The 23565-nt window shown below is 57.9% G+C and carries 21 protein-coding genes; 18 read left to right on the plus strand and 3 right to left on the minus strand.

Annotated features, from left to right (window positions below; translation table 11 throughout):
• Window positions 1-46: 46 nt before the first annotated feature.
• Window positions 47-505: a MarR family winged helix-turn-helix transcriptional regulator gene (locus DUD43_RS00285; protein ID WP_121737629.1), complete on the minus strand. Its 459-nt coding sequence runs from the start codon at window positions 503-505 to the stop codon at window positions 47-49.
• A gap of 200 nt (window positions 506-705) precedes the next feature.
• Between DUD43_RS00285 and DUD43_RS00290 the strand changes: the two genes are divergently transcribed.
• From DUD43_RS00290 to DUD43_RS00330, 9 genes are all read left to right on the plus strand, one after another.
• The gene (locus DUD43_RS00290) at window positions 706-2916 is read left to right on the plus strand and encodes an indolepyruvate ferredoxin oxidoreductase subunit alpha (RefSeq protein WP_153228666.1); all 2211 of its coding nucleotides are present in this window, start codon (window positions 706-708) and stop codon (window positions 2914-2916) included.
• A 23-nt stretch (window positions 2917-2939) separates the two neighbouring features.
• Complete coding sequence (locus DUD43_RS00295; protein ID WP_153228667.1) at window positions 2940-4445, plus strand: indolepyruvate oxidoreductase subunit beta family protein; 1506 nt, start codon at window positions 2940-2942, stop codon at window positions 4443-4445.
• Between the two features lie 232 nt (window positions 4446-4677).
• Window positions 4678-5193, plus strand: coding sequence for a MarR family winged helix-turn-helix transcriptional regulator (locus DUD43_RS00300; RefSeq protein WP_052362948.1), 516 nt, complete (start codon window positions 4678-4680; stop codon window positions 5191-5193).
• A 95-nt stretch (window positions 5194-5288) separates the two neighbouring features.
• The gene (locus DUD43_RS00305; RefSeq protein WP_035269363.1) at window positions 5289-5732 is read left to right on the plus strand and encodes an acyl-CoA thioesterase; all 444 of its coding nucleotides are present in this window, start codon (window positions 5289-5291) and stop codon (window positions 5730-5732) included.
• Between the two features lie 130 nt (window positions 5733-5862).
• A complete protein-coding gene (locus DUD43_RS00310; protein ID WP_153228668.1) occupies window positions 5863-8199 on the plus strand; it encodes a bifunctional salicylyl-CoA 5-hydroxylase/oxidoreductase in 2337 nt (778 codons plus the stop codon).
• Between the two features lie 21 nt (window positions 8200-8220).
• The gene (locus DUD43_RS00315) at window positions 8221-9345 is read left to right on the plus strand and encodes a cupin domain-containing protein (protein ID WP_153228669.1); all 1125 of its coding nucleotides are present in this window, start codon (window positions 8221-8223) and stop codon (window positions 9343-9345) included.
• Between the two features lie 95 nt (window positions 9346-9440).
• Entirely contained in the window at window positions 9441-10364 is a 924-nt protein-coding gene (locus tag DUD43_RS00320; RefSeq protein ID WP_153228670.1) for a fumarylacetoacetate hydrolase family protein, read from the plus strand.
• 15 nt (window positions 10365-10379) lie between these two features.
• Complete coding sequence (locus DUD43_RS00325; RefSeq protein WP_153231499.1) at window positions 10380-11408, plus strand: carbon-nitrogen hydrolase family protein; 1029 nt, start codon at window positions 10380-10382, stop codon at window positions 11406-11408.
• A gap of 248 nt (window positions 11409-11656) precedes the next feature.
• Entirely contained in the window at window positions 11657-12445 is a 789-nt protein-coding gene (locus DUD43_RS00330) for a cyclase family protein (protein ID WP_153228671.1), read from the plus strand.
• Between the two features lie 94 nt (window positions 12446-12539).
• On the opposite strand, the gene DUD43_RS00335 is transcribed toward DUD43_RS00330, so the two are convergent.
• Complete coding sequence (locus tag DUD43_RS00335) at window positions 12540-12761, minus strand: hypothetical protein (RefSeq protein ID WP_153228672.1); 222 nt, start codon at window positions 12759-12761, stop codon at window positions 12540-12542.
• A 477-nt stretch (window positions 12762-13238) separates the two neighbouring features.
• On the opposite strand from DUD43_RS00335, the gene DUD43_RS00340 reads away from it, so the two are divergent.
• Genes DUD43_RS00340 through DUD43_RS00370 form a run of 7 tightly spaced genes read left to right on the plus strand, consistent with a single transcriptional unit; the run spans window position 13239 to window position 20042 of the window.
• Complete coding sequence (locus DUD43_RS00340) at window positions 13239-14207, plus strand: PDR/VanB family oxidoreductase (RefSeq protein ID WP_153231500.1); 969 nt, start codon at window positions 13239-13241, stop codon at window positions 14205-14207.
• A gap of 24 nt (window positions 14208-14231) precedes the next feature.
• Window positions 14232-15566, plus strand: a complete 1335-nt coding sequence (locus DUD43_RS00345; protein ID WP_045930501.1) for an aromatic ring-hydroxylating dioxygenase subunit alpha — start codon at window positions 14232-14234, stop codon at window positions 15564-15566.
• 2 nt (window positions 15567-15568) lie between these two features.
• Window positions 15569-16051, plus strand: a complete 483-nt coding sequence (locus tag DUD43_RS00350; RefSeq protein ID WP_094195171.1) for an aromatic-ring-hydroxylating dioxygenase subunit beta — start codon at window positions 15569-15571, stop codon at window positions 16049-16051.
• 19 nt (window positions 16052-16070) lie between these two features.
• Window positions 16071-17702, plus strand: a complete 1632-nt coding sequence (locus DUD43_RS00355) for an AMP-binding protein (protein ID WP_153228673.1) — start codon at window positions 16071-16073, stop codon at window positions 17700-17702.
• 4 nt (window positions 17703-17706) lie between these two features.
• Complete coding sequence (locus tag DUD43_RS00360) at window positions 17707-18888, plus strand: thiolase family protein (protein ID WP_153228674.1); 1182 nt, start codon at window positions 17707-17709, stop codon at window positions 18886-18888.
• Window positions 18888-19289 (plus strand): Zn-ribbon domain-containing OB-fold protein, encoded by a 402-nt coding sequence (locus DUD43_RS00365; protein WP_108727031.1) that lies wholly within the window; start codon window positions 18888-18890, stop codon window positions 19287-19289. Before DUD43_RS00360 ends, DUD43_RS00365 begins: the two co-directional genes overlap by 1 nt.
• A gap of 21 nt (window positions 19290-19310) precedes the next feature.
• Window positions 19311-20042 (plus strand): SDR family NAD(P)-dependent oxidoreductase, encoded by a 732-nt coding sequence (locus DUD43_RS00370; protein ID WP_042484928.1) that lies wholly within the window; start codon window positions 19311-19313, stop codon window positions 20040-20042.
• Window positions 20043-20284: 242 nt separating this feature from the next.
• On the opposite strand, the gene DUD43_RS00375 is transcribed toward DUD43_RS00370, so the two are convergent.
• Complete coding sequence (locus tag DUD43_RS00375) at window positions 20285-20977, minus strand: TetR/AcrR family transcriptional regulator C-terminal domain-containing protein (protein WP_153228675.1); 693 nt, start codon at window positions 20975-20977, stop codon at window positions 20285-20287.
• A 161-nt stretch (window positions 20978-21138) separates the two neighbouring features.
• On the opposite strand from DUD43_RS00375, the gene DUD43_RS00380 reads away from it, so the two are divergent.
• Together DUD43_RS00380 and DUD43_RS00385 are read left to right on the plus strand one after the other, a co-directional pair.
• Window positions 21139-22554 carry a DHA2 family efflux MFS transporter permease subunit gene (locus DUD43_RS00380; RefSeq protein WP_153228676.1) on the plus strand — a complete coding sequence of 472 codons (1416 nt, stop codon included), beginning with the start codon at window positions 21139-21141 and terminating at the stop codon, window positions 22552-22554.
• 502 nt (window positions 22555-23056) lie between these two features.
• The gene (locus DUD43_RS00385; RefSeq protein ID WP_153228677.1) at window positions 23057-23560 is read left to right on the plus strand and encodes a TRAP transporter small permease; all 504 of its coding nucleotides are present in this window, start codon (window positions 23057-23059) and stop codon (window positions 23558-23560) included.
• The last annotated feature ends 5 nt before the right edge of the window (window positions 23561-23565 follow it).

The raw sequence follows: 23565 nt of genomic DNA on the forward strand, positions 1-23565 counted from the left end.
AACCAAGCAGGGTTTGAACCAATAGTGCGACGGGATTCGCTGCGTTTTACTGATCGTTGTAGTCGTGCTGCTCGGAGATCAGGCGCCGCAAGGTGGTCTTGAGGGCATTGACGTCCAGTGGTTGCAGGCGCTGCACCACTTCCTGTTCGTGCAGGCGAGCCTTGGCAATCAGACCTGAGATCAGGGTTTGGCCTTCCTCGGTAATGCGCACCAGCGTGATGCGGCGGTCCACATCGTGGGCCACGCGACGCAGCAAGCCCTGTTTTTCCAGCCGGTCCAGCAAACGGGTCACGGTGGGTTGTTTGGTGGTGGCAATACGAGCCAGGTGGCCGATGCTGACCTCGCCCGCGCCGGACAGGGTGGACAGGACACGCCATTCGGAAATGGACAAACCGTTGCTCAGCACCACTTCGTGGAACTCGGCAGAGATCAGCTGGCTGGCCTGGGCCAACAAGGCGGGCAGGTAGTTTTCGACAAAGACGGTGTCGTGTTCGGTGGGGCTCATGGTGCTTATTGTCATTACAGGCTAATGGGTGCCGCAAGGCGGCAACAGGGCTCACTATAACCAAGCTGTTCGTTTGCGTGTCGCAAATAATTTGCTGACTTTACTAGGGAAAACCATGAGGATGGATATGTTGAGATATAAACATATTCAGATGAAAATAAATACCATGTTCACAATGAGCGGTAAGTAAGGAAAGAAAAATGGCTGAGCGATCGTTTGTCGAAGAAGTCAAAAAGCTGCGCCTGGGTGATGGAGACGTATTCAGTGGCGAAGGCATCCTGGCAGTGACCAAAGCCCTGCTGGAATCGGGCGTGTCCTACGTGGCCGGCTACCAGGGTGCGCCTATCTCGCACTTGATGGACGTGCTGGCGGATGCCCAGGACATCCTGCAAGAAAACGGTATCCGTTTTGAAAACAGTGCCAGCGAGGCAACGGCGGCGGCAACGCTGGCCGCGTCGGTTAACTACCCGCTGCGTGGCGCCATCACTTTTAAAGCAACCGTGGGTACCAACGTGGCCTCGGACGCGCTGGCCAACCTGGCCTCCGGTGGGGTCAAGGGCGGTGCGCTGATCATTGTGGGCGAAGACTACGGTGAAGGCTCGTCCATCATGCAGGAGCGTAGTCACGCTTTTGCCATGAAATCCCAGATGTGGATGCTGGACCCCCGTCCTAACCTGCCCTGTATTGTGCAAGCGGTAAAAGACGGCTTTGATCTGTCCGAAGCGTCCAACACCCCCGTGATGTTGCAGCTGCGTATTCGCGCCTGTCACGTGCATGGTCAGTTTGTGGCCTCGGACAACCGCCGCGCCAAATTCACCATCAAAGAAGCCATGGAGCAGCCCACACGCGACATCAATCGCATTGTGTTGCCGCCTGCCAGCTTCCTGCACGAAAAAGAAAAGATCGAACAGCGCTGGCCGAACGCCGTCAAGTTCATCGAAGAGCGTCAGCTGAATGAATTCTTTGCTGATGGCACCGATGACGTAGGCCTGATCGTTCAGGGCGGTGGCTACAACACCGTGATCCGTGCTCTGGAACACCTGGATCTGGCCGACGTGTTTGGCGAATCCAAAGTGCCCATGTACGTCATGAACGTGGCTTACCCGCTGATTGAATCTGAAATCGTCCGTTTCTGTGAAGGCAAGCGTGCGGTGCTGGTGCTGGAAGAAGGTCAGCCCAACTTTGTGGAACAGAACATCTCCGACATCGTGCGTCGTCACAATGTGGACGTAAGTCTGCACGGCAAGGATCTGCTGCCACTGGCCGGTGAATACAACACCGCCACCATGTTGAAAGGCCTGCGTGCCTTCATGGAAAAATACGGCCGCGTCGAGCCCCTGGCTCCTCGCAAGCCACGCGTGATCCCGATGAAAGTCGAGACCGTGGAACGCCCCAAAGCTGAACAAGCCAGCCTGGTGGAAGTGGAAGCCGCTGAAGTCCAACCTTTGGGCAGCCTGGACGAGAACGTTCATGCCCGTCCGCCAGGGTTTTGTACCGGCTGTCCCGAGCGTCCTATCTTTACCGCACTGAAGCTGGTGGAGCGCGAGCTGGGCGAACACCACGTGTCGGCCGACATTGGCTGTCACCTGTTCTCCATTTTGCCGCCCTTCAACCTGGGTAACACCACCATGGGTTACGGCCTGGGTGGCGCCGGTTCGGCTGCCTTGAACGTGGATTCGGACAAGCGTGCGATCTCGGTGATGGGTGACGGTGGTTTCTGGCACAACGGTTTGACCAGCGGTATTGCCAATGCCGTGTTCAACCGCAGTGACAACCTGACCATTGTGATCGACAACAGCTACACCGCGGCTACGGGTGGTCAGGACATTCTGTCCTCCAAGGCCAAGAACGAAACCCGCAGTACCGGTCACCTGATCGAGAAAGCGGCACGTGGTGTGGGTGTGGAGTGGTTGCGCATGATTCGTCGCACCTACGACCTGAAGACCATGACGGCAACCCTGCGTGAAGCGCTGACGACCAAAGAAAAAGGTCCGAAAGTGCTGGTGGCGCAAAGTGAATGTATGTTGAACCGTCAGCGTCGCGAGAAAGGTCAGGTGCGTAAAGCCGTGGCTGCGGGCGAACGTGTGGTGCGCGAGCGCTTTGGTGTGGACCCGGACACATGTACCGGCGATCACTCCTGCATCCGCTTGTCCGGTTGTCCTTCGCTGTCGATTCGCCCCAATCCGGACGCCCTGCGTCAGGACCCGGTGGCGAACGTGATGAACAGTTGTGTGGGTTGCGGTCTGTGTGGTGAGGTTTCCCACGCGGCGATTCTGTGCCCGTCTTTCTACCGTGCACAAGTGGTCAGCAACCCGACTGGCTGGGACAAGTTCCGCGAAAAAACCCGCCGTGGCTTTATCGGCTGGTTGCAGCGTCGTGACGCTGCTCGTCGTGATCGTCTGGCCTTCTAAGCACACCCGTAGAGATTTTTATCATGCAGATCAAACCAATCAAGATTGCTATTTTGGCCATGGGTGGCGAAGGCGGCGGCGTGTTGGCCGACTGGATCGTCAACCTGGGCGAACAAAACGGCTACTTTGCACAGACTACCTCGGTGCCTGGCGTGGCCCAGCGTACCGGTGCCACGATTTACTACGTGGAACTGTTCCCGCACTCGGCCGCTGTGGATGGCAAAAAACCTGTGCTGGCTCTGATGCCCATGCCCGGTGATGTGGACGTGGTGCTGGCTTCCGAGTTGATGGAAGCCGGTCGCGCCGTACAACGTGGCCTGGTGACAGAGGACCGCACCACGCTGGTCGCCTCGACTCACCGCGTCTACTCCATTGCCGAAAAATCGGCCATGGGCGATGGCCGTGTGGACGACAACGCGCTGATTGCTCACGCAACCCAGGCTGCCAAGCGTTTTGTGTACTTCAATATGGAAAAAGCGGCCGAGGATTCGGGCAGCGTGATTTCCGCCGTGCTGTTTGGCGCCTTGGCCAGCACCGGCGTGCTGCCCTTCAGCCGCTCGCAGTTCGAGCAGACCATCGAGCGTGGTGGTGTGGGCGTCAAGCCCAGCCTGAAGGCTTTTGGTGCCGCTTACGCCCGTGTCGCGGAAGGCGATGCTGGTAAGGCCGATTCGGAAAACAAGCCTGTTGATATGGCGACGCTGGCTCCTCGCGACCCTGCCGTAGCCAAGCTGATTGACCGTGTCCGTGCCGAAGTCCCCGCGCAGGCTCAGCCTATCGTGGTGGAAGGTGTGCGCCGTGTTCTGGACTTCCAGGACGTGAACTACGCCAATCTGTACCTGGACCGCCTGAAAAAGATCAGCCAGTTTGCGCGTCCTGACGATGTGGCCCTGATCCGTGAAACCGGCCGTTATCTGGCGCTGTGGATGTCCTACGAGGACGCCATTCGCGTGGCCGAACTGAAGACCCGCTCCAGCCGTTTTGACCGTGTACACAAAGAAGTGCGCGCTGCCGACGGCCAGATCGTGGCGATCAACGAATACATGCACCCCCGTGTGGAAGAAATCAGCGAAATCCTGCCGTTTGCCAGCGTGGGCCGTTGGTTGATGCGTCCTACCTGGGGCAACAAGCTGGTGAAATCCCAGACCAAATCTGGTCGTGTGATTCAAACCAGCTCGGTGCGCGGTTTTATTCCTTTGTACTTGCTCTCGGGCTTCAAGCGCTGGCGTCGTCGCACGCTGCGTTACCAGGCCGAGCAGCAGCGTATTGAAGGCTGGTTGAAGCAGATCGAACAGGCTGCCGATGCCCACCCGGCTCTGGCGCTGGAAATTGCCCAGTGTCAGCGTCTGGTCAAAGGCTATGGCGATACCCATGCCCGTGGCTTGCGTAACTACCAGACCGTGATGTCGGCTCTGGAACGCAACCCCAGCACCCTGTCGCCTGCCATCTTGGGCGCCCTGCGCGATGCGGCTTTGGCTGACGAGCACGGCGTGAAGCTGGAGGCAGCACTGCGCCAGTACGCACTGGTGTAAGGGCAACACCGGGCCGCTTTCGGGCGGCCTTGGTGAAAACCCTTGAGGAAGCGTTTTTATCCCGCCAAATACTTTATTTCTAAAATATTCATAGTAGAATATAAATTCGGATTGGCACTGCGAAGAAGGCCCTGAAAGCCAACGATCCCGTGTCTACTTGGCCACTTGTTCAAGCAAGAATATCCCGCTGTTGGTCAAACTGAAATTAGCCAAAGTTTGGGGGAAAAACAATATGAATCAAAGCGAAGCAGCACTTGAATTCCTGGTAGAGCCGGCCGATGCCGGATTTGAAGGCCGCGTCGGTCCCAAGGACCCGGCCAGCCTGAAATTGTGGTTGCGCATGCTGACCTGCACCAAGCAGATCGAGGACGAAATCCGTCGCCGCCTGCGCCAGAATTTTGATATTTCGCTGGCCCGTTTTGACTATATGGCCCAGTTGTACCGCTACCCGCAGGGTCTGAAGATGGGCGAGCTGTCGCGCTATCTGATGGTGACCGGCGGCAATATTACCGGACTGACTGACGAGCTGGCCCGCGAGGGCATGGTGTCTCGCCAGAGCAGCCCCACTGACCGACGTGCCTGGGTGTTGCGTCTCACCCCCAAGGGCAAAAGCAGTTTCGAGGCGATGGCCCAGGCCCACAGCGACTGGATTGCAGAAATGTTTGAAGGACTGGGTACCGAGGAAGTCGTGCACATCCATCAGCACCTGGGCCTGTTACGGGTTCATCTGCAAAGCGCGGCCAGCTAGCATAAGGTGCATCCTGCCAGGCCTGTGAACCAGGCAGGATGCGGATAGCGCCACGAACAGGCGCACAAAACACTTGCTAAAAAGGTGTCTACAACATGGTTTCCAAGCTGTACGAACAAGAACATCGCATCCGTTTTTCGGAATGCGATCCGGCGGGTATCGTTTTTTATCCGCAGTACTTTGTGATGTTTAACGACCTGATGGAAGCATGGATCGACTCCATGACCCCCGAGGGTTTTCACAACATGATCGCCAGCAAACGGGTGGGCATGCCCTCGGTGCACATTGAAGCCGAGTTCAAGTCCATCAGCCGTATGGGTGATGATGTGGTGATGAGCCTGGGTGTGGAACGCATTGGCAATAGCTCCTTGAAGCTGCTGTTGCGCTGCATCGGTAAAGACGGCGTGTTGCGTATGCAAGTGCGCCAGACCGTGGTGACCACCTCGTTGGAGACGCACCTGGGTATTCCTATCCCTGATTTCCTGCGCAACCCCATGCAAGAGTATGTGATTGCCCAGCCAGAAAGCAGCAAGGCTTGATCTAGTTTGAAGTAGTAGCAGGCAGTGTGCAGGTCAGCTATTTTTTTTGATTTAAATAGTTGACTTGTATAATATTTATTAATAAATATACTATGCTCAGAAGCATGTATTCAGACCATACGGACATATCATGAATATCGTATGTATTGGCGGAGGCCCAGCCGGCTTGTATTTCGGTTTGCTGATGAAGTTGCAAAACCCTCAGAACGAGGTTTTTGTAGTCGAGCGTAACCGACCGTACGACACCTTTGGCTGGGGTGTGGTGTTCTCGGACGCGACCATGGAAAACCTGCGTGAAGCTGACCCCGTGTCCGCGCAGACCATCGGTGACGCGTTCAACCACTGGGACGACATTGAGTGCCATTTCAAAGGTAGCGCCGTGCGCTCCAGCGGCCATGGCTTTATCGGGATTGGTCGCAAGAAATTGCTGAACATCCTGCAGGCCCGCTGTGAAGAAGTGGGCGTCAAGCTGGTGTTCGAGACCGTGGTCACGGATGAAGCTGAACTGGCCCGCAAGTACAACGCCGATATCCTGATTGCTTCTGACGGCATCAACAGTGCTGTTCGTACCCGCTACGAAGACGTGTACCAGCCTGATATCGACACCCGTAACTGCCGCTTTGTGTGGCTGGGTACGGAAAAAGTGTTCGACGCCTTTAACTTCATTTTTGTTGAAACCGAGCACGGCTGGTTCCAGGCTCACGCCTACCGCTTCCAGGACGGCCTGTCCACGTTCATCGTGGAAACGCCTGAAGAGACCTGGCAGAAAGCCGGTATTGGCGAAATGTCGCAGGAAGAGGCCATTGCCTACTGTGAAAACCTGTTTGCCGACCACCTGGATGGCAACAAGCTGATCAGTAACGCCACCCACCTGCGCGGTTCGGCCATCTGGATCCGTTTCCCACGCGTTATCTGCAACAAGTGGGTGCACTGGCAAGATTACGGCACCGGTAAGCAAGTGCCTGTGGTGCTGATGGGCGACGCCGCTCACACCGCTCACTTCTCCATCGGCTCCGGCACCAAGCTGGCCCTGGAAGATGCCATCACGCTGGCCAAGCACATGGACCACGAGTCCATGGAAGAGGCCCTGAAAGATTACGAAGCCGCTCGTAGCGTGGACGTATTGCGTATTCAGAACGCTGCCCGCAACTCGACCGAATGGTTCGAGAACGTGGCCCGTTACGCCAATATGAAGCCCGAGCAGTTCACTTACTCCATGCTGACCCGTTCGCAGCGCATCTCGCACGAGAACATGCGTATGCGTGACGCCGCCTGGCTGGAAAAATACGAGCGCTGGATGGCGACCGAAGCCGGCATGACGCTGGCCGACGGTGAAAAAGCCCCTTCGCCCATGTTCACACCCTTCAAGCTGCGCGATATGCAGTTGAAGAACCGTGTCGTGCTCTCGCCCACGCTGATTTATAGCGCCAAGGATGGCATGCCCGGTGCTACGCACCAGGTGCATTACGGTAGCCGCGCCATGGGTGGTGCTGGCCTGATCATGGCTGAAATGACCGCTGTGACGCCTGAAGGTCGTGTCACCCCCGGTTGTACTGGTTTGTGGAACGACGAGCAGGCCAATGCCTGGAAACCTGTGGTGGCTTTCGCCCACGAACAGGGTGCCAAGATTGGTGTGCAGCTGGGCCACGCTGGCCGTCGCGGTTCGACGCAGTTGGGCTGGGAAAAAGCCAACAAGCCGCTGGCTGAAGGCAACTGGCCTTTGGTGTCGGCTTCTGCCCTGCCTTACCAGGCTGGCGTAACCGCCGTTCCTGCCGAGATCACTCGTGCCCAGATGGACGAAATCCGTGACGCCTTTGTGGCCGCTGCCAAGCGCGCTGACCAGGCCGGCTTTGACTGCATCGAATTGCAAGCCGCCCACGGTTACCTGCTGTCCAGCTTCATCTCGCCGCTGACTAATCAGCGTAGTGACGAATTTGGTGGTAGTCTGGAAAATCGCATGGCTTACCCGCTGGAAGTGTTTGCGGCTATCCGCGCCGTCTGGCCAGAGAACAAGCCCATCATGGTGCGTATCTCGGCAACAGACTGGGCCGAAGGTGGCAACACGGCGGACGATGGTGTGGAAATTGCACGCCTGTTCAAGCAAGCCGGTGCCGATCTGATCGACGTGTCCTCGGGTGAAGTGGTGCTGGAGCAGCAGCCAATTTACGGCCGCATGTACCAGACGCCATTCTCCGACCGTATCCGTAACGAAGCCGGTATCGCCACCATGGCGGTGGGCTCGATCATGGAAGCGGATCACGCCAACAGCATTATTGCTGCAGGCCGTGCTGACCTGTGCGCCCTGTCGCGAGGCTTTCTGGCCGACGCGAACTGGCCACAACGTCAGGCTGCGGAGCTGGGTTACACCGACCTGGCCTGGCCCGTTCAGTACGAATGGGGCAAGGACTGGTTGCAGCGTCAAATCAAACGTGCGCCAGTGGCCCAGGACGGCCCTGCCAAGTCATAAAACACGAAAGGAGACAGCATCATGTCGGAAGAACGTTTTGACACCCACCGCGAAAGCGTGCTCGGTCGTGCAGATGTTGAGGACACGCCCGAATTGGTGAAGTACTACCAGGATTTGACTCAGTTTGAAGCCGGTGCCCTGTGGACCGTGGCGAACAAGATTGAGCCCTGGGAGCCCAAGTCCGAGTCCGTGCCTGTGGTGTGGCGCTACCGCGACCTGCGTGACTACGTGTTGCGTTCGGTGGATCTGGTCAGCCCTGAAAAGGCCGGTCGTCGTGTGATTTACCTGAACAACCCCGGTCGCCAGGAAGTCTCGGCGGCGGTGGGCTGGCTGTACTCCGGTTTGCAGGTCATGAAACCGGGCGAAGCGGCTTCCGCACATGCACACTCCTCCTCGGCCCTGCGTTTCATCATGGAAGGCCGTGGTGCCTACACCATCGTGGACGGCCACAAGATGACCTTGGGCGCCAACGATTTCGTGCTGACGCCTAACGGCTGCTGGCACGAGCACGGCGTGGAAGCCGATGGCCTGCCCTGCATCTGGCAAGACGGTCTGGACATTCCACTGGTCAACGCCCTGGAAGCCGGTTTCTACGCGGTTCACCCGGATCTGGCCCAGGCCATTACGCACCCCGTCAACGACGCGGTGGGTATCTGGGGCGGCCGTGGTCTGAAGCCAACCCTGCACGATTGGCAAAAACCGTACTCGCCTCTGCTCAAGTACGAGTGGGAGCCTACTTACGAAGCCTTGTCGGCCTACGCCAAGGTTACGGACGGCAGCCCGTTTGATGGCGTCATCATGGACTACATCAACCCGCTGACCGGCGGCCCTGTCATGGCCACCATCGGCGCCAGCATGCAAATGCTGCGTCCTGGCGAGCACACCAAGGCCCACCGTCACACCGGCAGCATCATTTACCAATGCGCCAAGGGTGAAGGCTATTCGATCATCAATGGCAAACGCTTTGACTGGCGCGAACGCGACATTTTCTGCGTACCATCCTGGATGTTCCACGAGCACGTGAACGGTTCTTCGTCCGAGGACGCTTGCCTGTTCTCGTTCCACGACCTGCCCGTGATGCGCGCCCTGAATCTGTACCGCGAAGAAGCGCTGGCAGAGAACGGCGGCCACCAGGTCCTGCTGTAAGACTACTTGTTTAACCTATTTGGACGGCCTGCCAAGGCGGGCCGACCCGATTCATTCAAGCCATCTGCACAAGATGGCCCAATCTGGAGATAGAAATGCGTCTTGTAACGTACCGTAGTGAAGTTGCTGCCGCTGGCCGCTTGGGTGCCATTGTGGGTGATCTGGTGGTTGACCTGGGTTACCTGGGCGACGCCACAGGCCACATGCTGCCTGACAATATGCTCGATTTCATCGACCTGGGCCCAGCCGCTGTGACCTCCACGGCTCGCTTGCTGGAAACCTACGCCGACGATATGCCTTTTGGTGTGGCGCTGCCCCTGGCCAACGTCAAGCTGTTGGCTCCTATCCCACGCCCACGCAAGAACATCTTTGGTATTGGCTTGAACTACGTGGAACACGTGGCCGAATCCAGCCGCACTCTGGACACCTCCAAAGAGCTGCCCAAACAGCCCGTGATTTTCTCCAAGCCACCAACCACCGTGGTTGGCCCTGGCGATGCCATCGAGCACAACAAGAACATCACTCAGCAAATGGACTGGGAAGTTGAACTGGCCGTGATCATGGGCACCCGTGCTCAGCGCGTGGCTAAAGAAGACGCTCTGAAGTACGTGTTCGGTTACTCCGTCATGATCGACGTGAGCGCCCGCGACTGCCGTCGTGCCGGTCAGTGGATCTACTCCAAAGGCCAGGACACCTACGCTCCTTTCGGTCCCGTTATCGTGACTGCTGACGAGCTGACCGATCCTCACAACCTGAACCTGAGCCTGACTCTGAACGGTGTGACCAAGCAAAGCTCCAACACCAAGCACATGCTGTTCAACGTGAACGACCTGATCGCTGACATCAGCGCCGGTATCACGCTGGAACCCGGTGACATCATCGCTACTGGCACCCCAGAAGGCGTGGGCGCTGGCCGTACTCCTCAAGAGTGGATGTGGCCTGGTGACGTGGTGCACGCTGTGGTTGAAGGCATTGGCGAATTGCGTCACCCCATCGTGGACGTGACCCCACAAAACTAAGTAAAGGAGAGCATGATGCTGGAATTGCGTCAGTTCAAGGCCGCCGCCGTACAGGCAGCGCCTGTGTTCCTGGACACGAATGCGACCATCGAAAAAGTATGTCGTCTGATCAATGAAGCAGCCGATAACGGTGCCGAGCTGATCGCCTTCCCCGAGGTGTTCGTCTCTGGCTACCCTTACTGGAGCTGGGTGATGAACCCGATCGAGGGCAGCCCGTGGTTCGAGCGCCTGTGCAAATCGGCCATCGAAGTTCCCGGTCCCGAGATCCAGAAGGTTGCGCAAGTTTGTCGTCAGCGCAAGGTCAACGTGGTGTTGGGTGTGAACGAGCGCAGTCCCGTTGGCATCGGCACCATTTACAACACGCTGGTCACCATCGGCGCGGACGGCCGCATTCTGGGCCGTCACCGCAAACTGGTTCCAACCTGGGCTGAAAAGCTGACCTGGGCCAACGGCGACGCCTCCTCGATGCGTGTTCATGACACCACGATTGGCCCGCTGGGCGCCTTGGCTTGCGGTGAAAACACCAACACGCTGGCTCGTTTCAGCCTGTTGTCGCAAGGTGAACTGGTTCACGTTGCCAGCTACATCGCTTTGCCCGTGGCACCGAAAGACTACGACATGGCCGAAGCGATTCGCCTGCGTGCCGCTGCTCACTGCTTTGAAGGCAAGGTGTTTACGGTTGTGGCTTGCTCGACGGTTTCCGAGGAAATCATCGAAGCCATGTCGGCCAGCCATCCTGAAGCACGTGAACTGCTGGCTCGTCCCAACAGCGCGTTCTCGGGCATTATTGGCCCCGATGGCCGCGTTCAGGGCGAACCACTGATCGACAAGGAAGGCATTGCCTACGCCGATATCGATCTGTCGCGCTGCATCCAGCCGCGTCAAATGCACGACATCACCGGTCACTACAACCGTTTTGACGTGTTTGACCTGCGTGTGAACCGCAAGGCTTTGACGCCTGCCCGCTTTTACGAAGGCGACGCAGCGTCCCAGCCAGACCTGAATCCTGCCGAGTTCTCCGTTCTGGACGACAAGGAAGTGTAAGAAGGTTCAAGACGGTCCCTTTCCCCCAGTGGATCGGGACCGTTTTTTGACGGGTCTCTTTGCTCAAGCGACCTGCTCAAAAAAAACCGCCGTGGCCTTGCCGCAGCGGTCCAAGATGCACACTGCCTTTTGTAAAAAAGGGCAGCGCCGGGCCTGAAGGAGCGGGCTGTTTTAACGGCTGGTCCCTATCCTGCGCCTTGCAGGGCAGGCACTTATAACGATGACATAAGATCCCAGTAGGAGATGAAATGAGCGACAAGAACCCATTGGCAGCCTTTATCCAGGCGATCGACAGCAAGCAGGTCCGTTTTGTGGATCTGACCCAGACTCTGTCTCCCAGCTTCCCCGCCTTGCAACTGCCCCCCCAATTTGGCCAGACTGCCGGTTTCTCGATTGAGCGCATCAGCCAATACGACGAAAACGGCCCAGGCTGGTACTGGAACAACTTCACCTGTGGCGAACACACAGGTACCCACTTTGACGCGCCTGCGCACTGGATCTCCGGCAAGGACCATCCGGACAACACCGTCGACACCATTCCGGTGGACAACTTCCTGCGCCCTGCCGTTGTAGTGGATGCTTCTGCCGAAGTGGCCCAGAACGAAGACTTCATCCTGACCTCCGAGTTCCTGTTGAACTGGGAAGCCAAGCATGGCCGTATCCCTGAAGGCGCCTGGGTGCTGTTCCGCACCGATTGGTCCAAGCGCGTGAACGACGCCGAGGCGTTCCTGAACATGCGTGAAGACGGTGCCCATACACCTGGCCCAGCCCAGGAAGCCGTGGAGTGGATGATTCACGAGCGCAAGGTTCACGGTTTTGGCGTTGAAACCATCAATACCGATGCTGGCCAATCCTACGCATGGCCCATTGGCTACCCTTGCCACACCCTGATGCACGGTGCCAACCGCTACGGTTTGCAGTGCCTGTGCAATCTGGATCAGCTGCCCCCTCAAGGTGCACTGATCATGTCGGCCCCTCTGAAGATTGAAGGCGGTTCCGGCAGCCCACTGCGCGTGGTCGCACTGGTTGCTCAGTAAGCACGAGAGCAGAGTCGGCAAAGCAAAAAAAAGGGTCAGGCAAAGCCTGACCCGATATGGATAGAGTGTCGTTCAAAGCAGGTCTGTCATCCATTCAGCGTTTGGGTGCGTGGGTGGGGGAAGTTTTCTTGTGAGTGGCCGGTGCCTGGTGAGTGGTGGCTGCGCTGGCTTTAGGGGTCGTCGCGTGTGCGGCGGGTGCCGTTTGAGCCGTAGCGGCATGAGGGGCGGGAGCCGGTTTTTGTGCCATGGCAGCAGTGCCGCCTAAAACACCCGTAGCGCCCATAATGACTGCGCAGATCAATGTTGAACGTTTCATCGTAAAACTCCTTGCGGTAAGAAAACTTGGGTTTGTCTGTGTTAGACGGCCTGATTATGCGCAAGGTGCTGTGAACAGAATCTGAAAACGGCATTCATATTTTGTTCATCTTGAACGTTCTATCGATAAACTGCGGGGTGAGTACAAACGGTGCTGACAGCGTGCCAGACAGTCGTTACCGTGTCTGAGCGATGCTGTTTTCTCACCTAGTGGTTTTCCATTATATTCGGCAGTATATATTTATCCGTAAACTATTCATCAATAAAATAAATTCACAAAAGAATGAATAGAGATCCAGCCATACAGCCAGTCTTGGTGTCAGGCAGCCGGTTTTAGCGGAGACAGTAGACGAGCCTTACGCAGCCTTTTTCAGGTTACGCGATACCGTCCCATTGCCCCCTGCGGCGCTACATCATGCCACGGCTTGGCCTTTTCGGCTGGGTAATTGATGTAGTCATGCTCAATGGTAGGCACATGATGGATACTTTTGAACTCGTCATCCGGGACATCCAGAACGCATCCCCGCTGATTCGCAGTTTTACGCTAGAGCCTGCCCAGGCCGGTTCCCTGCCCGCGTTTGCGCCGGGTTCGCACCTGCAGGTACAGATTCCTGATCTGAACGATCACCGCTGCTATTCCCTGATTTCGCTGGACGCCGACACGGCACAGGGTCCGACCTGTTACCGTCTGGGCGTGCGCCTGGAAGACAATAGCTCGGGTGGTTCGCGCTTCATGCACAGCCTGAAAGTAGGCGATACGCTGCGTGTGGCTGGTCCCAAGAACGATTTTCCCCTGCACGCCGCTGCGGCAGGCGAGACCGAAACCGTGCTGATTGCCGGTGGTATCGGTATCACTCCCATTGCCAGCATGGCCGCTGCCCTGCATCACCAGGGCCGCCCCTACCAGCTGCACTATGCCGGTCGCAGCGTGGAACAGCTGGCCTTTCTGGACGAGCTGAGCGCCCTGTCCGGCCCGGCCCTGCGCCACTACGCCGACGATAGCGAAGGCCGTTTCTGCCTGAATACCCTGCTCGACGGTCTGTCCAAGGACCAGCACATTTACGTCTGTGGCCCCAAAGGCATGATTGATGCCGTGATCGAAGCCTGCAAGCAACGCGGCTGGCCTACCGACCATGTTCACTTCGAGCTGTTCATTACCGCCGCTCCCCAGGAAGGCGACCAGCCTTTTGAAGTGGAATTGCGCCAAAGCGGTGTCACCCTGCAAATTCCGGCCGACAAGACCATTGTGGACGTGATGGAAGAGCAGGGCCTGGACCCCATGATCGACTGCAAGCGCGGCGAGTGCGGCGTCTGTACCTGTGATGTGATCGAAGGCGAGGTTGACCACCGCGACTATTTCCTGAGCGACTCGGAAAAAGCCAGCAACAAGGTCATCCAGATCTGTATTTCCCGTGCCAAGACCCCGCGTCTGGTGCTGGATCTATAAAGCCCTAGGGCGACGGAGAACATGATGGAAAAGTATCGTGATAATCCCCAGGCCATCCGCGAATTGGTACGCGAGGCCGAGGTCCACAAGGATTTGTACATCAACCAGGAGCTGTTTGAACTGGAGATGGAGCAGTTGTTCGTCAATACCTGGGTCTACGTTGGCCATGCCAGCCAGGTGCCCAATAAAGGCGACTTCTACACCACGACGGTCGGTACTGAGTCCGTCATCATGGTGCGCCATACCGATGACAGCATCCGTGTGCTCTATAACCGCTGCCCGCACAAAGGCGTGCAGGTAGCGGGCGAGACCTGTGGCAACACGGGCAAATTCTTCCGTTGCCCCTACCACGCCTGGACCTTCAAGACCGACGGCTCCTTGCTGTCCATCCCCTTGAAGAAAGGCTACGAGAACACCGGCTTTGAATGCACCGAAGGCAGCAAGGGCATGGCAGCGGTACAGAACGTCAAGGTGTACCGCGATTTCGTGTTCTGTCGCCTGGCCGACGAAGGCGTGAGCTTTGAGGACTTCTTTGGTGAGTCCCTGAGCACCATCGACAATATGGTGGATCGCTCCCCCGAAGGCCGTCTGGAAGTGGCCGGTGGCGTGATGCGCTACATGCACCAGTGCAACTGGAAAATGCTGGTCGATAACCAGACCGATACCTGTCACCCCATGGTGGCGCACGAGTCTTCGGCCGGTACGGCAGTAAAAGCCTGGGAAGCGGCCCCTCCGGGCACACCCAAGCCCATGGCGGTCGAGCTGTTTGCCCCGTTCATGTCGCCTTACGAGTTCTACGAAGGCATGGGCATTCGCGTGTGGGAAAACGGTCACGGCCATACCGGCGTGAGCAATTCCATCCACGCTGATTACTCCGAAATTCCCGGCTACTGGGACCAGATGGTCGAAGCCTACGGTGAAGAACGCGCCAAAGCCATTTTGGGCGACACGCGTCACAACACCTGTTACTTCCCCAATATTATGGTCAAGGGCCCGATTCAGACCCTGCGTTTGTTCAAGCCGCTGGCCGCTGACAAGACCCTGGTGGAGTCCTGGACCTTCCGCCTGGTGGGTGCCCCTGACACCTTCCTGGAACGCACCCTGATGTACAACCGCCTGATCAACGCGCCGACCTCCATGGTCGGTCACGATGACCTGGAAATGTACGAGCGTGCCCAGCACGGTTTGCAGTCGCGTGGTCGCGACTGGATGAACCTGGCCCGTCTGGTGGAAAAAGATGAAGACCAGCAAAAGAACGTGGTGATCAACGGCACCAGCGAAATGCAGATGCGCGCCCAGTTCCGCGCCTGGTTGAAGTTCATGCTGCCCGAGCAGCAGGCCAAGAAAGAAGAGGAATAACCATGAGCGAAATCAGCCGTCAGGCCCTTATCGATTTTGTGTATGCGGAAGCCCGCCTGCTGGATGAACAGCGCTACGAGCAATGGCTCGACCTGTTCACCGAGGATGGCTACTACTGGATGCCCTTGGCGCACGATCAGCAGGACGCCCGTTTGCACGCGTCCCTGATGCACGAGGACAAGCTCTTGCTGCGTATCCGTGTGGAACGTCTGGCAGGCCGCCGTACCTTTTCCCAGCAGCCCAAGAGCCGCAGCCATCACTTGCTCCAGCAACCCACAGTGGAAAGCATGGACGAGGAAAAAGGCGAATACACCGTGCGTTGCGCCTTCCACTACACGGAAACGCGTGGCGACAACCAAGATATCTATGTGGGTTGGAATACCTACACCTTGGTGCGCCAGGACGACGCTTTGAAGATCCGTCTGAAACGGGTGGATCTGCTCAATTGCGACGCGCCTTTCGGCAATATCCAGTTGTTTATGTGACAGGACAGGAGAATTTTTGATGGCCAACACCACGGTCTACCAGGCTTTTCGAGACACCGCCCAGAAATGGGGCGACAAGCCCTTTGTATGTACCCTGCCTGAGACCGCCGAGATCTACGGTATTGAAGCGGGCGAGCTGACTTACGGTCAGGCTCTGGAGCGTATCGACGCCTTGCGCGCCGGCTACGCCGCTGCTGGCTACGGCCACGGTCATCGCGTCGGCATCCTGCTGGAGAACCGCCCCGTGTTCTTCCTGCACTGGTTTGCACTGAACAGCCTGGGCGTGTCCATTGTGCCGATCAACCCGGACCTGCGCGCTGCCGAGCTGGAATACCTGATCGGCCATTCGGAAATGATCATGGCCATTGCCCTGCCCAGCCGTCACCAGGATCTGGTGGAAGCGGCTCAGCGTGCTGGTCAGCCTTTTGCCATCATGGCCGATGGTGATGTGCCTCCGATGGTGGAGCGCGCCGCCTCCCGTTCCTGTGACATTCCTGATGAAAACAGCGAATGTGCCCTGCTGTACACCTCCGGCACCACAGGCCGCCCCAAGGGCTGCATGTTGGCTAACCAGTACTTCCATTACGCTGGCGAGTGGTATCGCGACATTGGTGGCCTGGCTTCGCTGGAGCATGGCAAAGAGCGCATGTTGACTCCGCTGCCCCTGTTCCACATGAATGCGATGGCCTGCTCGACCATGGCCATGGTCAAGACCGGCGGCTGCCTGATCTCCCTGGACCGTTTCCACCCACGCAGCTGGTGGGATTCGGTGCGTGAATCTGGCGCAACCGTGGTGCATTACCTGGGCGTGATGCCAGCCATTCTGATGAAGGCCGAGGCCAGCGAAAAAGACCGTCAACATAGCGTGCGCTTTGGTTTTGGCGCCGGTGTGGACCGTGGCCTGCATCCTATTTTTGAAGAACGCTTTGGTTTCCCTCTGCTGGAAGCCTGGGCCATGACCGAAACCGGCGCGGGTGCCAGCATCATCGCCAACCACGAGCCACGCCATATTGGTACTTCCTGCTTCGGCAAGGAAATGCCTGTAGTTGAAGTGCTGCTGCGTAAAGACGATGGCGAACCTGCTCAGGCCGGCGAAAACGGCGAGTTGCTGGTGCGCTCGGCCGGTGACAACCCACGCTACGGCTTTTTCTCCGGCTACTGGAAAGATCCAGCGGCGACCGACGAAGCCTGGGAAGGCGGCTGGTTCCACACAGGCGACATTGTTTGCCGTGATGAAGAAGGCTACCTGCACTTTGTGGACCGTAAAAAGAACGTGATCCGTCGCAGTGGCGAGAACATCGCTGCCGTGGAAGTGGAAAACATCATGCAGCAGCATCCGCTGGTGCGCTCCATTGCCGTGGCCGCCGTGCCCGACGCCATCCGTGGCGACGAAGTGATGGCGTTGGTGGTGCCGCACAATCCTATCGAAACCCAGGAACAGCGCGAACAGGCTGCCCAGGAAATGGTGCAGTGGGGTCTGACCCAACTGGCCTACTTCAAGGTGCCCGGCTACGTTCTGTTTGTGGATGCCCTGCCGCTGACTTCGACCAACAAGATTCAGCGCGGTGAGCTGAAAACAGTGGCCCTGGCCGCTTTGGAAAACCCGGCCTGCGTGAACACGAATCACCTGAAAAAACGTCAGGAGGCCTGAGCCCATGGCCTTGCCGCAAGCAGCCCGCCAGGGCTATGACGATGTGGTGCTGGTCGCTCCGGTGACCATTCCTTACGAGCGCCATTCCGAGCAGACCGCGCATTGGTGGCTGGGTGCGGCATTGGGCCAGTTGCTGGCCCAGTCCGGCCTGAAAAAAGCCGATGTCGATGGCGTGTGCGTGTCCAGTTTCACGCTGGGTTCGGACACCGCCGTAGGCGTGATGCAGCATTTTCAAATGAGCCCGCGTTGGCTGGACCACATCCCCATGGGCGGTGCCAGCGGCGTGGTGGCCATGCGTCGTGCGGCCCGTGCCGTGCAGTGTGGCGATGCGTCCATCGTGGCGTGTATTGCGGGCGATACCAACCACCGTGAATCCTTCAAGAACACGGTGTCGGGCTTTTCGCGTTTTTCGCAGGATGCCGTCTACCCCTACGGTGCCGGTGGACCCAATGCCAGCTTTGCGCTGCTGACGGACTACTACATGCGTCACTACGGTGCCACGCGTGAAGATTTCGGCAAGCTGTGCGTCGCCCAGCGTGACAATGCGCTGCGCAACCCGCATGCCCTGATGAAAAAACCGCTGACGCTGGAACAGTACATGGATGCGCGTGTCATTGCCGACCCCATCCATCTGTTCGATTGCGTGATGCCTTGCGCCGGAGCCGAAGGTTATCTGGTGATGCGTCGTGAACAGGCCGAAGCATTGGGCCTGCCTTATGTCCGTATTCGTTCCACCATCGAGCGTCATAATGCCTTCCCTGAAGATGCGGTACAGCATCGTGGTGGCTGGGCCATGGACAAGGATGCGTTCTACGAACACGCGGGCCTCACCCCGGCAGACGTGGATTTCATGGAAACCTACGATGACTACCCTGTCATCAACGTCCTGCAGTTTGAAGACCTGGGATTCTGCGCCAAGGGCGAAGGCCCGGAATTCATACGCAAGAACACCTTTACCGTAGACGGCAGCTTTCCCTTCAATACCAGCGGCGGACAGCTGTCGGTAGGCCAGGCTGGCGCTGCCGGTGGTTATCTGGGTCTGGTTCAGGCGCTGCGCCAATTGACGGATACCGCAGGCGACACGCAAGTGGCCAATGCCCGCATCGGTCTGGTGTCCGGCTTTGGCATGATTAATTACGACCGCGGCATTTGTACTGCTGCGGCCTTGCTGGAACGGGGGCAGTGATGAGCGATACCCAAATCTTGCCACCGGGCGCACGCAGCGCCACGGCAGCCGGTCTGACCGAAGCCGCCCAGCGTGGCGAATTCGCCCTGCAAGTGTGTCCTTCCTGCGGCACGGTGCAGTATCCCGCCAGGGACGTGTGCGGCCATTGCCTGCACACCACGCTGAACTGGAAGGCGGTGGCGGACACGGGCGTGTTGCGTGCCACCACGACCCTGCATCACAGCAACGAACCCTATTTTCAGGCACGACTGCCCTGGCGTATCGGCACCGTTCAACTGGATTGCGGCCCTTTTGCCATCGCCCACTTGCCCGAAGGCGGGCAGGCCGATGAGAAAGTGCGCCTGAGTCTGGAACTGGATGCCGGTGGCGTAGCCGTGCTGGTGGCGCGCCCTGCGCCTTGAATTTGCCTGGAGACAATCAAGATGACACAAGCTCAATACACCGCCATTGTGACGGGCGGCAGCACCGGTATTGGTGAAGACATTTGCCGCAAGATGCTGGATCAGGGTTACACCGTGATCAGCATGGCGCGCAATGTACTGCCCTGGACGCACGAGCGTCTGCACTGCGTGCAGGTGGACTTGCTGGATGCCGTGGCAACCGAGAAAGCGGCCAAGGACATTGCCGAGCGCTTTGAAGTGACTCACTTCATCCACAACGCAGGCGTAATCTGGCCCGCCTTGCTGGACGAGGTCAAGCTGGAAGACTTGCAGGGCCTGACCCAGATTCACCTGGGCGCAGCCTTGCAGATTACCCAGGCGGTGGTTCCTGGCATGCGCGAGCGCCACTTTGGCCGCATCGTGCTGATGTCATCGCGTGGCGCGTTGGGTCTGCAAACCCGTACTGCCTATGCCGCTACCAAGGCTGGCATGTTGGGCATGGCTCGCACCTGGGCGCTGGAACTGGCTGATCAAGGTATTACCGTCAACGTGATTGCCCCCGGCCCCATCACCACTAATATGTTCTACGACGTGGTTGAAGCCGGTAGCGAGCGCGAAGCCAAGCTGGCTGCCGCGATTCCCGTGAAGCGCCTGGGCCGTGCGGATGACATCAGCCGTGCCACCCTGTTCTTCTCGGATCCTGAAAACAGCTTCATCACGGGCCAGACCTTGTATGTCTGCGGTGGTGCCAGCGTGGGTACGCTGACGATCTGATCGACGGGCAACAGGACTGCTCGTGATTGCGCCTTGAGTGCGTTCGGGAGCCAGTCCATTTGCTTGGCGTAATATAAAAGCCCCCTTGGTTTTCCAAGGGGGCTTTTGTTTTTGGATGGCACAGCACCCTTGATGGACTATCTGTTCCAGCATGTCGGGCGGCGACTGTCATTTAAACAAACGGCTGAAGGGACCATCTTGATTGGTGGCGGCTGGTTGGCGGTACCTGGATTTTTTGCTGCCTAAGTTTTTTTCTTTGTCGTAGAGGCCGTTTTTGGCTTTTTATCCCCGGTTTTTGATGTCAAAAGTCGCTGTTTCAGACCTTCGACCATCAACATCAGCCCAAACTCGAATGAGGTTTCGGGGTCCAGGGCCGGAAGGCTTGCTGTGGCTGCCTGGGCTTGCCCGTTCGCGTTGGCTTTCGGGCTCGCCTCAGAGTCTGTTTCTGCTTTCTTTGCAGGCTGATCATTGCCCGCCGCCTGCCGCGTTTGACTCTCCAGCACGCAGCCCAGCGTGTATTCACCGGCAGACAGCAAGGCCATGGCCGCTTCTTCCTGGCTAAAGCCCACTTGCTCCAAATAAGCAATCTTGGGCAGCAGCCGTTCCATTTCCGTTTGACCGGGTGTGCTGCCCGCATGCAGCCGTGCGCCGTCGCGGTGGCTTAGCAAGGCCGCCCGAAAGCTGCGGGCATTGTCGGCAAACCAGCTGGCCCATGGTTCGGTGGAGTCGGGCACGGCCAAGGTGTGGTGTTCGACCAGCACCGTGGAGGCCATTTGTCCCAGCAAGACAGCCTTGTCGCGGAAATGCCAATACAAGGTGGCCGACTCTACCCCCAGCTTTTGCGCCAGCTTGCGGGTGGTCAGCGCGTCCAGGCCCAGCTCGTCCAGTAATTCCAGAGCGGCGGCGACGACTTGTTCAGGCCGGATTTTTGCCATTGGGGTGTCCTTGCTGAAAGAGGGTGTGCGTGCCGGGGTGAAGAAAATCCGGCTGTTGCGTGCAGCACAAAGTTTAGCATTGATAGATTAATCTATCGTTGATAAATAAATCTATCGATGATAGATTTTTATCTTTCCCGATCTTTAAAAAGGAACCGCCCATGAGCACAGCGCAAAAAACCTTGCCGGCGGCTATCACTTCCATTCCCCTCAGCATGTGGATGCAGGCCGGCATCATTACCCTGGGTGCCTTTTGCACCATGCTGTCTGCGACCTTGCTGAGCGCCGCCTTGCCGACCATCGCCAGCAACCTGGGGGTAAGCGAGGCGGCCATTCAGTGGCTGGCCAGCGCGTATCTGATGGCCTTGGCTGCGGGTGTGCCTGTCAGCGCCTGGGCCTCGCGGCGTTTTGGGCCGACGCAGTTGTGGCTGGCGGGCCTGGCCTTGTTTGCCGCCTTCTCTGCCTTGTGCGCACTCGCCCCGTCTTACGAGCTCTTGCTGTTTGCTCGCATAGGCCAGGGCTTGGCCGGTGGTTTGCTGGTGCCTGCCGGGCAGACGGTAGTCGGCATGGTGGTTGGGCGCGAGCGTCTGGGGCGCGTCGTTGGCACGATAGGCGTGGCGATTGTGCTGGCTCCGGTATTGGGCACGTCCTTGGGAGCCATGTTGCTGGGTAGTGCTGGTTGGCAAAGCCTGTTTTGGGTGAATGTGCCCTTATCTATCCTGGCCCTGATTGCCGGTTGCTATGGTTTGCCCCGTCCGGTCGTCGCGGCCAAAGGGCCGCAGCGTCTGGATTGGCTGGGACTGTTCCTGATCCTGTGCAGCCTGCCCTTGTTGATGGAAGGCATGAAGGCGATGGGGGCTATGGCGTCCGGCGATCAGTGGCATTGGCTGGCGTTGGCCGTTGGAGTGGTATTTGCCGTCCTGTTCGTCTACCGCTCTTTGCGTGTGGACTCGCCCTTGCTGCATTTGCGTCTGTTCAAGCAGCGCAGCTTTGCCTTGTCAGCCTTGCTGATGTTTCTGGGCGGTGCCATCAACTTTGGGGCGCAGTTTCTGCTGCCCTTGTACTTCAGGGACATTCGTCATGAATCGCTGGCCGCAGTCGGTCTGCTGCTGACCCCGCAATTGCTGGGCACGGCTATCGGCTTTCCGGTGGCGGGTTATCTGTCCGACAAGCTGGGCCCGCGTTGGGTGCTGATTGCCGGCGGCCTGATTACCGCTTTGGGGACCGTGCCCTTGGCCTTGATGACGGCGGAGGGCAACTACACGGTATTTGGCATGACAATTGCCGCACGTGGTTTTGGTTTGGCCTTGGCAACCGTGCCTGCCATGGCGGCAGGGATGGCGATGGCCGGTCCCGCTCATCTGGCCGATGCCGCGCCAATTCTGAATATCCTGCAGCGTATGGGTGCGGTGGCTGGTACGGCCTTTGTCTCGGCTATTTATGCCGCGCTGGCCTGGAGCAGTCGCGATGATCTGGCGGGATTCCAGTACGCCAATTGGGTGCTGACTGCAGGGGCGATGCTGATCGCCGTGGCCGCCACCTTCATCGGCAAGGAGGCTGGTCCTTCCAAACGTTAATCCTGATCCGAAAAGCGGCGGCTGCTTGCACAAAACAGCCGCCCATTCAGACAGCCCCCCGCAGCGTGGATGCATGTCCAACGCTTGGGGGCTTTTCAATTCCTGGCTCTTTTTCTGTGACATGACATACAGGGATCTCAGGGTCAGCCCACGGCTCTGGATGCCACCCGATTGCTAGTTGGCTGATTCCTTTTTTCTGCCTTCTTCAAGCCAATGTTCACCCGCTTGATAGTTGGCCAAGCCAGTACTCACGCCTGCTCCAGCGGCTTTTTCTGCTTCTAGCACAGGACAAGCGAGCTGGTTTGTGACCTTATTTCTTGCCATGTGAGATAGAAACCACGAATCCATGATTTTGGATGGAATTAAGGGTTTCTTTCTATTTACCTGGATTTGTTCATCTATAAACTATTTAGAACAAAAATATAACAATGCGACCCGGTTTTCCAGAGCGCATGATGACCCAAAAAACAGGCCTTGTCGGGCCAAAATAAGTGGAGCTGTAATGAACGACGATCTGCCAGGAATGGAGCTGGTGCGTTCACGTGGAGTAGTACGAGTTGTAGAGACAATTCTGGATGCTGCCTGTGTGGTCATCTTGATCCTGATGACAGGGATCACTACCGTGGACGTGATAGGCCGGTATGTATTTCACGCCCCTTTGCTGGGCGCTTATGAAGCCAGCGAACTCTTGCTGGGCGTGCTGATTTTTGCGGCCCTGCCGCGTGTCACCTGGCACCAGCAACACTTGACCGTCAGTCTGATTGACGCCTGGCTAGGCCCAGTAGCGCGTCGTATCCAGCAATTCGTGATCAATGTGGTCTCTACCGTCATGCTGGCCGTGCTGACTTTCTACCTGTGGAGTCACGCCAATGAGCTGGCCGACTACGGCGATATGAGCAATGCCTTGCAAGTGCCTATTGCCCCGTTTGCCTACATCATCGCCACCATGACCGGCATTGCCACTCTGGCTGCCTTGCTCAAGATTTTTAGCTCTTCCCGCCGATAAAGACG

The sequence above is a fragment of the Alcaligenes faecalis genome (genome assembly GCF_009497775.1).
GTDB classification, from domain to species: domain Bacteria; phylum Pseudomonadota; class Gammaproteobacteria; order Burkholderiales; family Burkholderiaceae_B; genus Alcaligenes; species Alcaligenes faecalis_D.

What these genes read in the sequence shown, in the direction of transcription:
- DUD43_RS00285 (WP_121737629.1), bottom strand. Translation starts at nt 505, where the DNA reads ATGAGCCCCACCGAACACGACACCGTCTTTGTCGAAAACTACCTGCCC.
- DUD43_RS00290 (WP_153228666.1), top strand. Translation starts at nt 706, where the DNA reads ATGGCTGAGCGATCGTTTGTCGAAGAAGTCAAAAAGCTGCGCCTGGGT.
- DUD43_RS00295 (WP_153228667.1), top strand. Translation starts at nt 2,940, where the DNA reads ATGCAGATCAAACCAATCAAGATTGCTATTTTGGCCATGGGTGGCGAA.
- DUD43_RS00300 (WP_052362948.1), top strand. Translation starts at nt 4,678, where the DNA reads ATGAATCAAAGCGAAGCAGCACTTGAATTCCTGGTAGAGCCGGCCGAT.
- DUD43_RS00305 (WP_035269363.1), top strand. Translation starts at nt 5,289, where the DNA reads ATGGTTTCCAAGCTGTACGAACAAGAACATCGCATCCGTTTTTCGGAA.
- DUD43_RS00310 (WP_153228668.1), top strand. Translation starts at nt 5,863, where the DNA reads ATGAATATCGTATGTATTGGCGGAGGCCCAGCCGGCTTGTATTTCGGT.
- DUD43_RS00315 (WP_153228669.1), top strand. Translation starts at nt 8,221, where the DNA reads ATGTCGGAAGAACGTTTTGACACCCACCGCGAAAGCGTGCTCGGTCGT.
- DUD43_RS00320 (WP_153228670.1), top strand. Translation starts at nt 9,441, where the DNA reads ATGCGTCTTGTAACGTACCGTAGTGAAGTTGCTGCCGCTGGCCGCTTG.
- DUD43_RS00325 (WP_153231499.1), top strand. Translation starts at nt 10,380, where the DNA reads ATGCTGGAATTGCGTCAGTTCAAGGCCGCCGCCGTACAGGCAGCGCCT.
- DUD43_RS00330 (WP_153228671.1), top strand. Translation starts at nt 11,657, where the DNA reads ATGAGCGACAAGAACCCATTGGCAGCCTTTATCCAGGCGATCGACAGC.
- DUD43_RS00335 (WP_153228672.1), bottom strand. Translation starts at nt 12,761, where the DNA reads ATGAAACGTTCAACATTGATCTGCGCAGTCATTATGGGCGCTACGGGT.
- DUD43_RS00340 (WP_153231500.1), top strand. Translation starts at nt 13,239, where the DNA reads ATGGATACTTTTGAACTCGTCATCCGGGACATCCAGAACGCATCCCCG.
- DUD43_RS00345 (WP_045930501.1), top strand. Translation starts at nt 14,232, where the DNA reads ATGGAAAAGTATCGTGATAATCCCCAGGCCATCCGCGAATTGGTACGC.
- DUD43_RS00350 (WP_094195171.1), top strand. Translation starts at nt 15,569, where the DNA reads ATGAGCGAAATCAGCCGTCAGGCCCTTATCGATTTTGTGTATGCGGAA.
- DUD43_RS00355 (WP_153228673.1), top strand. Translation starts at nt 16,071, where the DNA reads ATGGCCAACACCACGGTCTACCAGGCTTTTCGAGACACCGCCCAGAAA.
- DUD43_RS00360 (WP_153228674.1), top strand. Translation starts at nt 17,707, where the DNA reads ATGGCCTTGCCGCAAGCAGCCCGCCAGGGCTATGACGATGTGGTGCTG.
- DUD43_RS00365 (WP_108727031.1), top strand. Translation starts at nt 18,888, where the DNA reads ATGAGCGATACCCAAATCTTGCCACCGGGCGCACGCAGCGCCACGGCA.
- DUD43_RS00370 (WP_042484928.1), top strand. Translation starts at nt 19,311, where the DNA reads ATGACACAAGCTCAATACACCGCCATTGTGACGGGCGGCAGCACCGGT.
- DUD43_RS00375 (WP_153228675.1), bottom strand. Translation starts at nt 20,977, where the DNA reads ATGGCAAAAATCCGGCCTGAACAAGTCGTCGCCGCCGCTCTGGAATTA.
- DUD43_RS00380 (WP_153228676.1), top strand. Translation starts at nt 21,139, where the DNA reads ATGAGCACAGCGCAAAAAACCTTGCCGGCGGCTATCACTTCCATTCCC.
- DUD43_RS00385 (WP_153228677.1), top strand. Translation starts at nt 23,057, where the DNA reads ATGAACGACGATCTGCCAGGAATGGAGCTGGTGCGTTCACGTGGAGTA.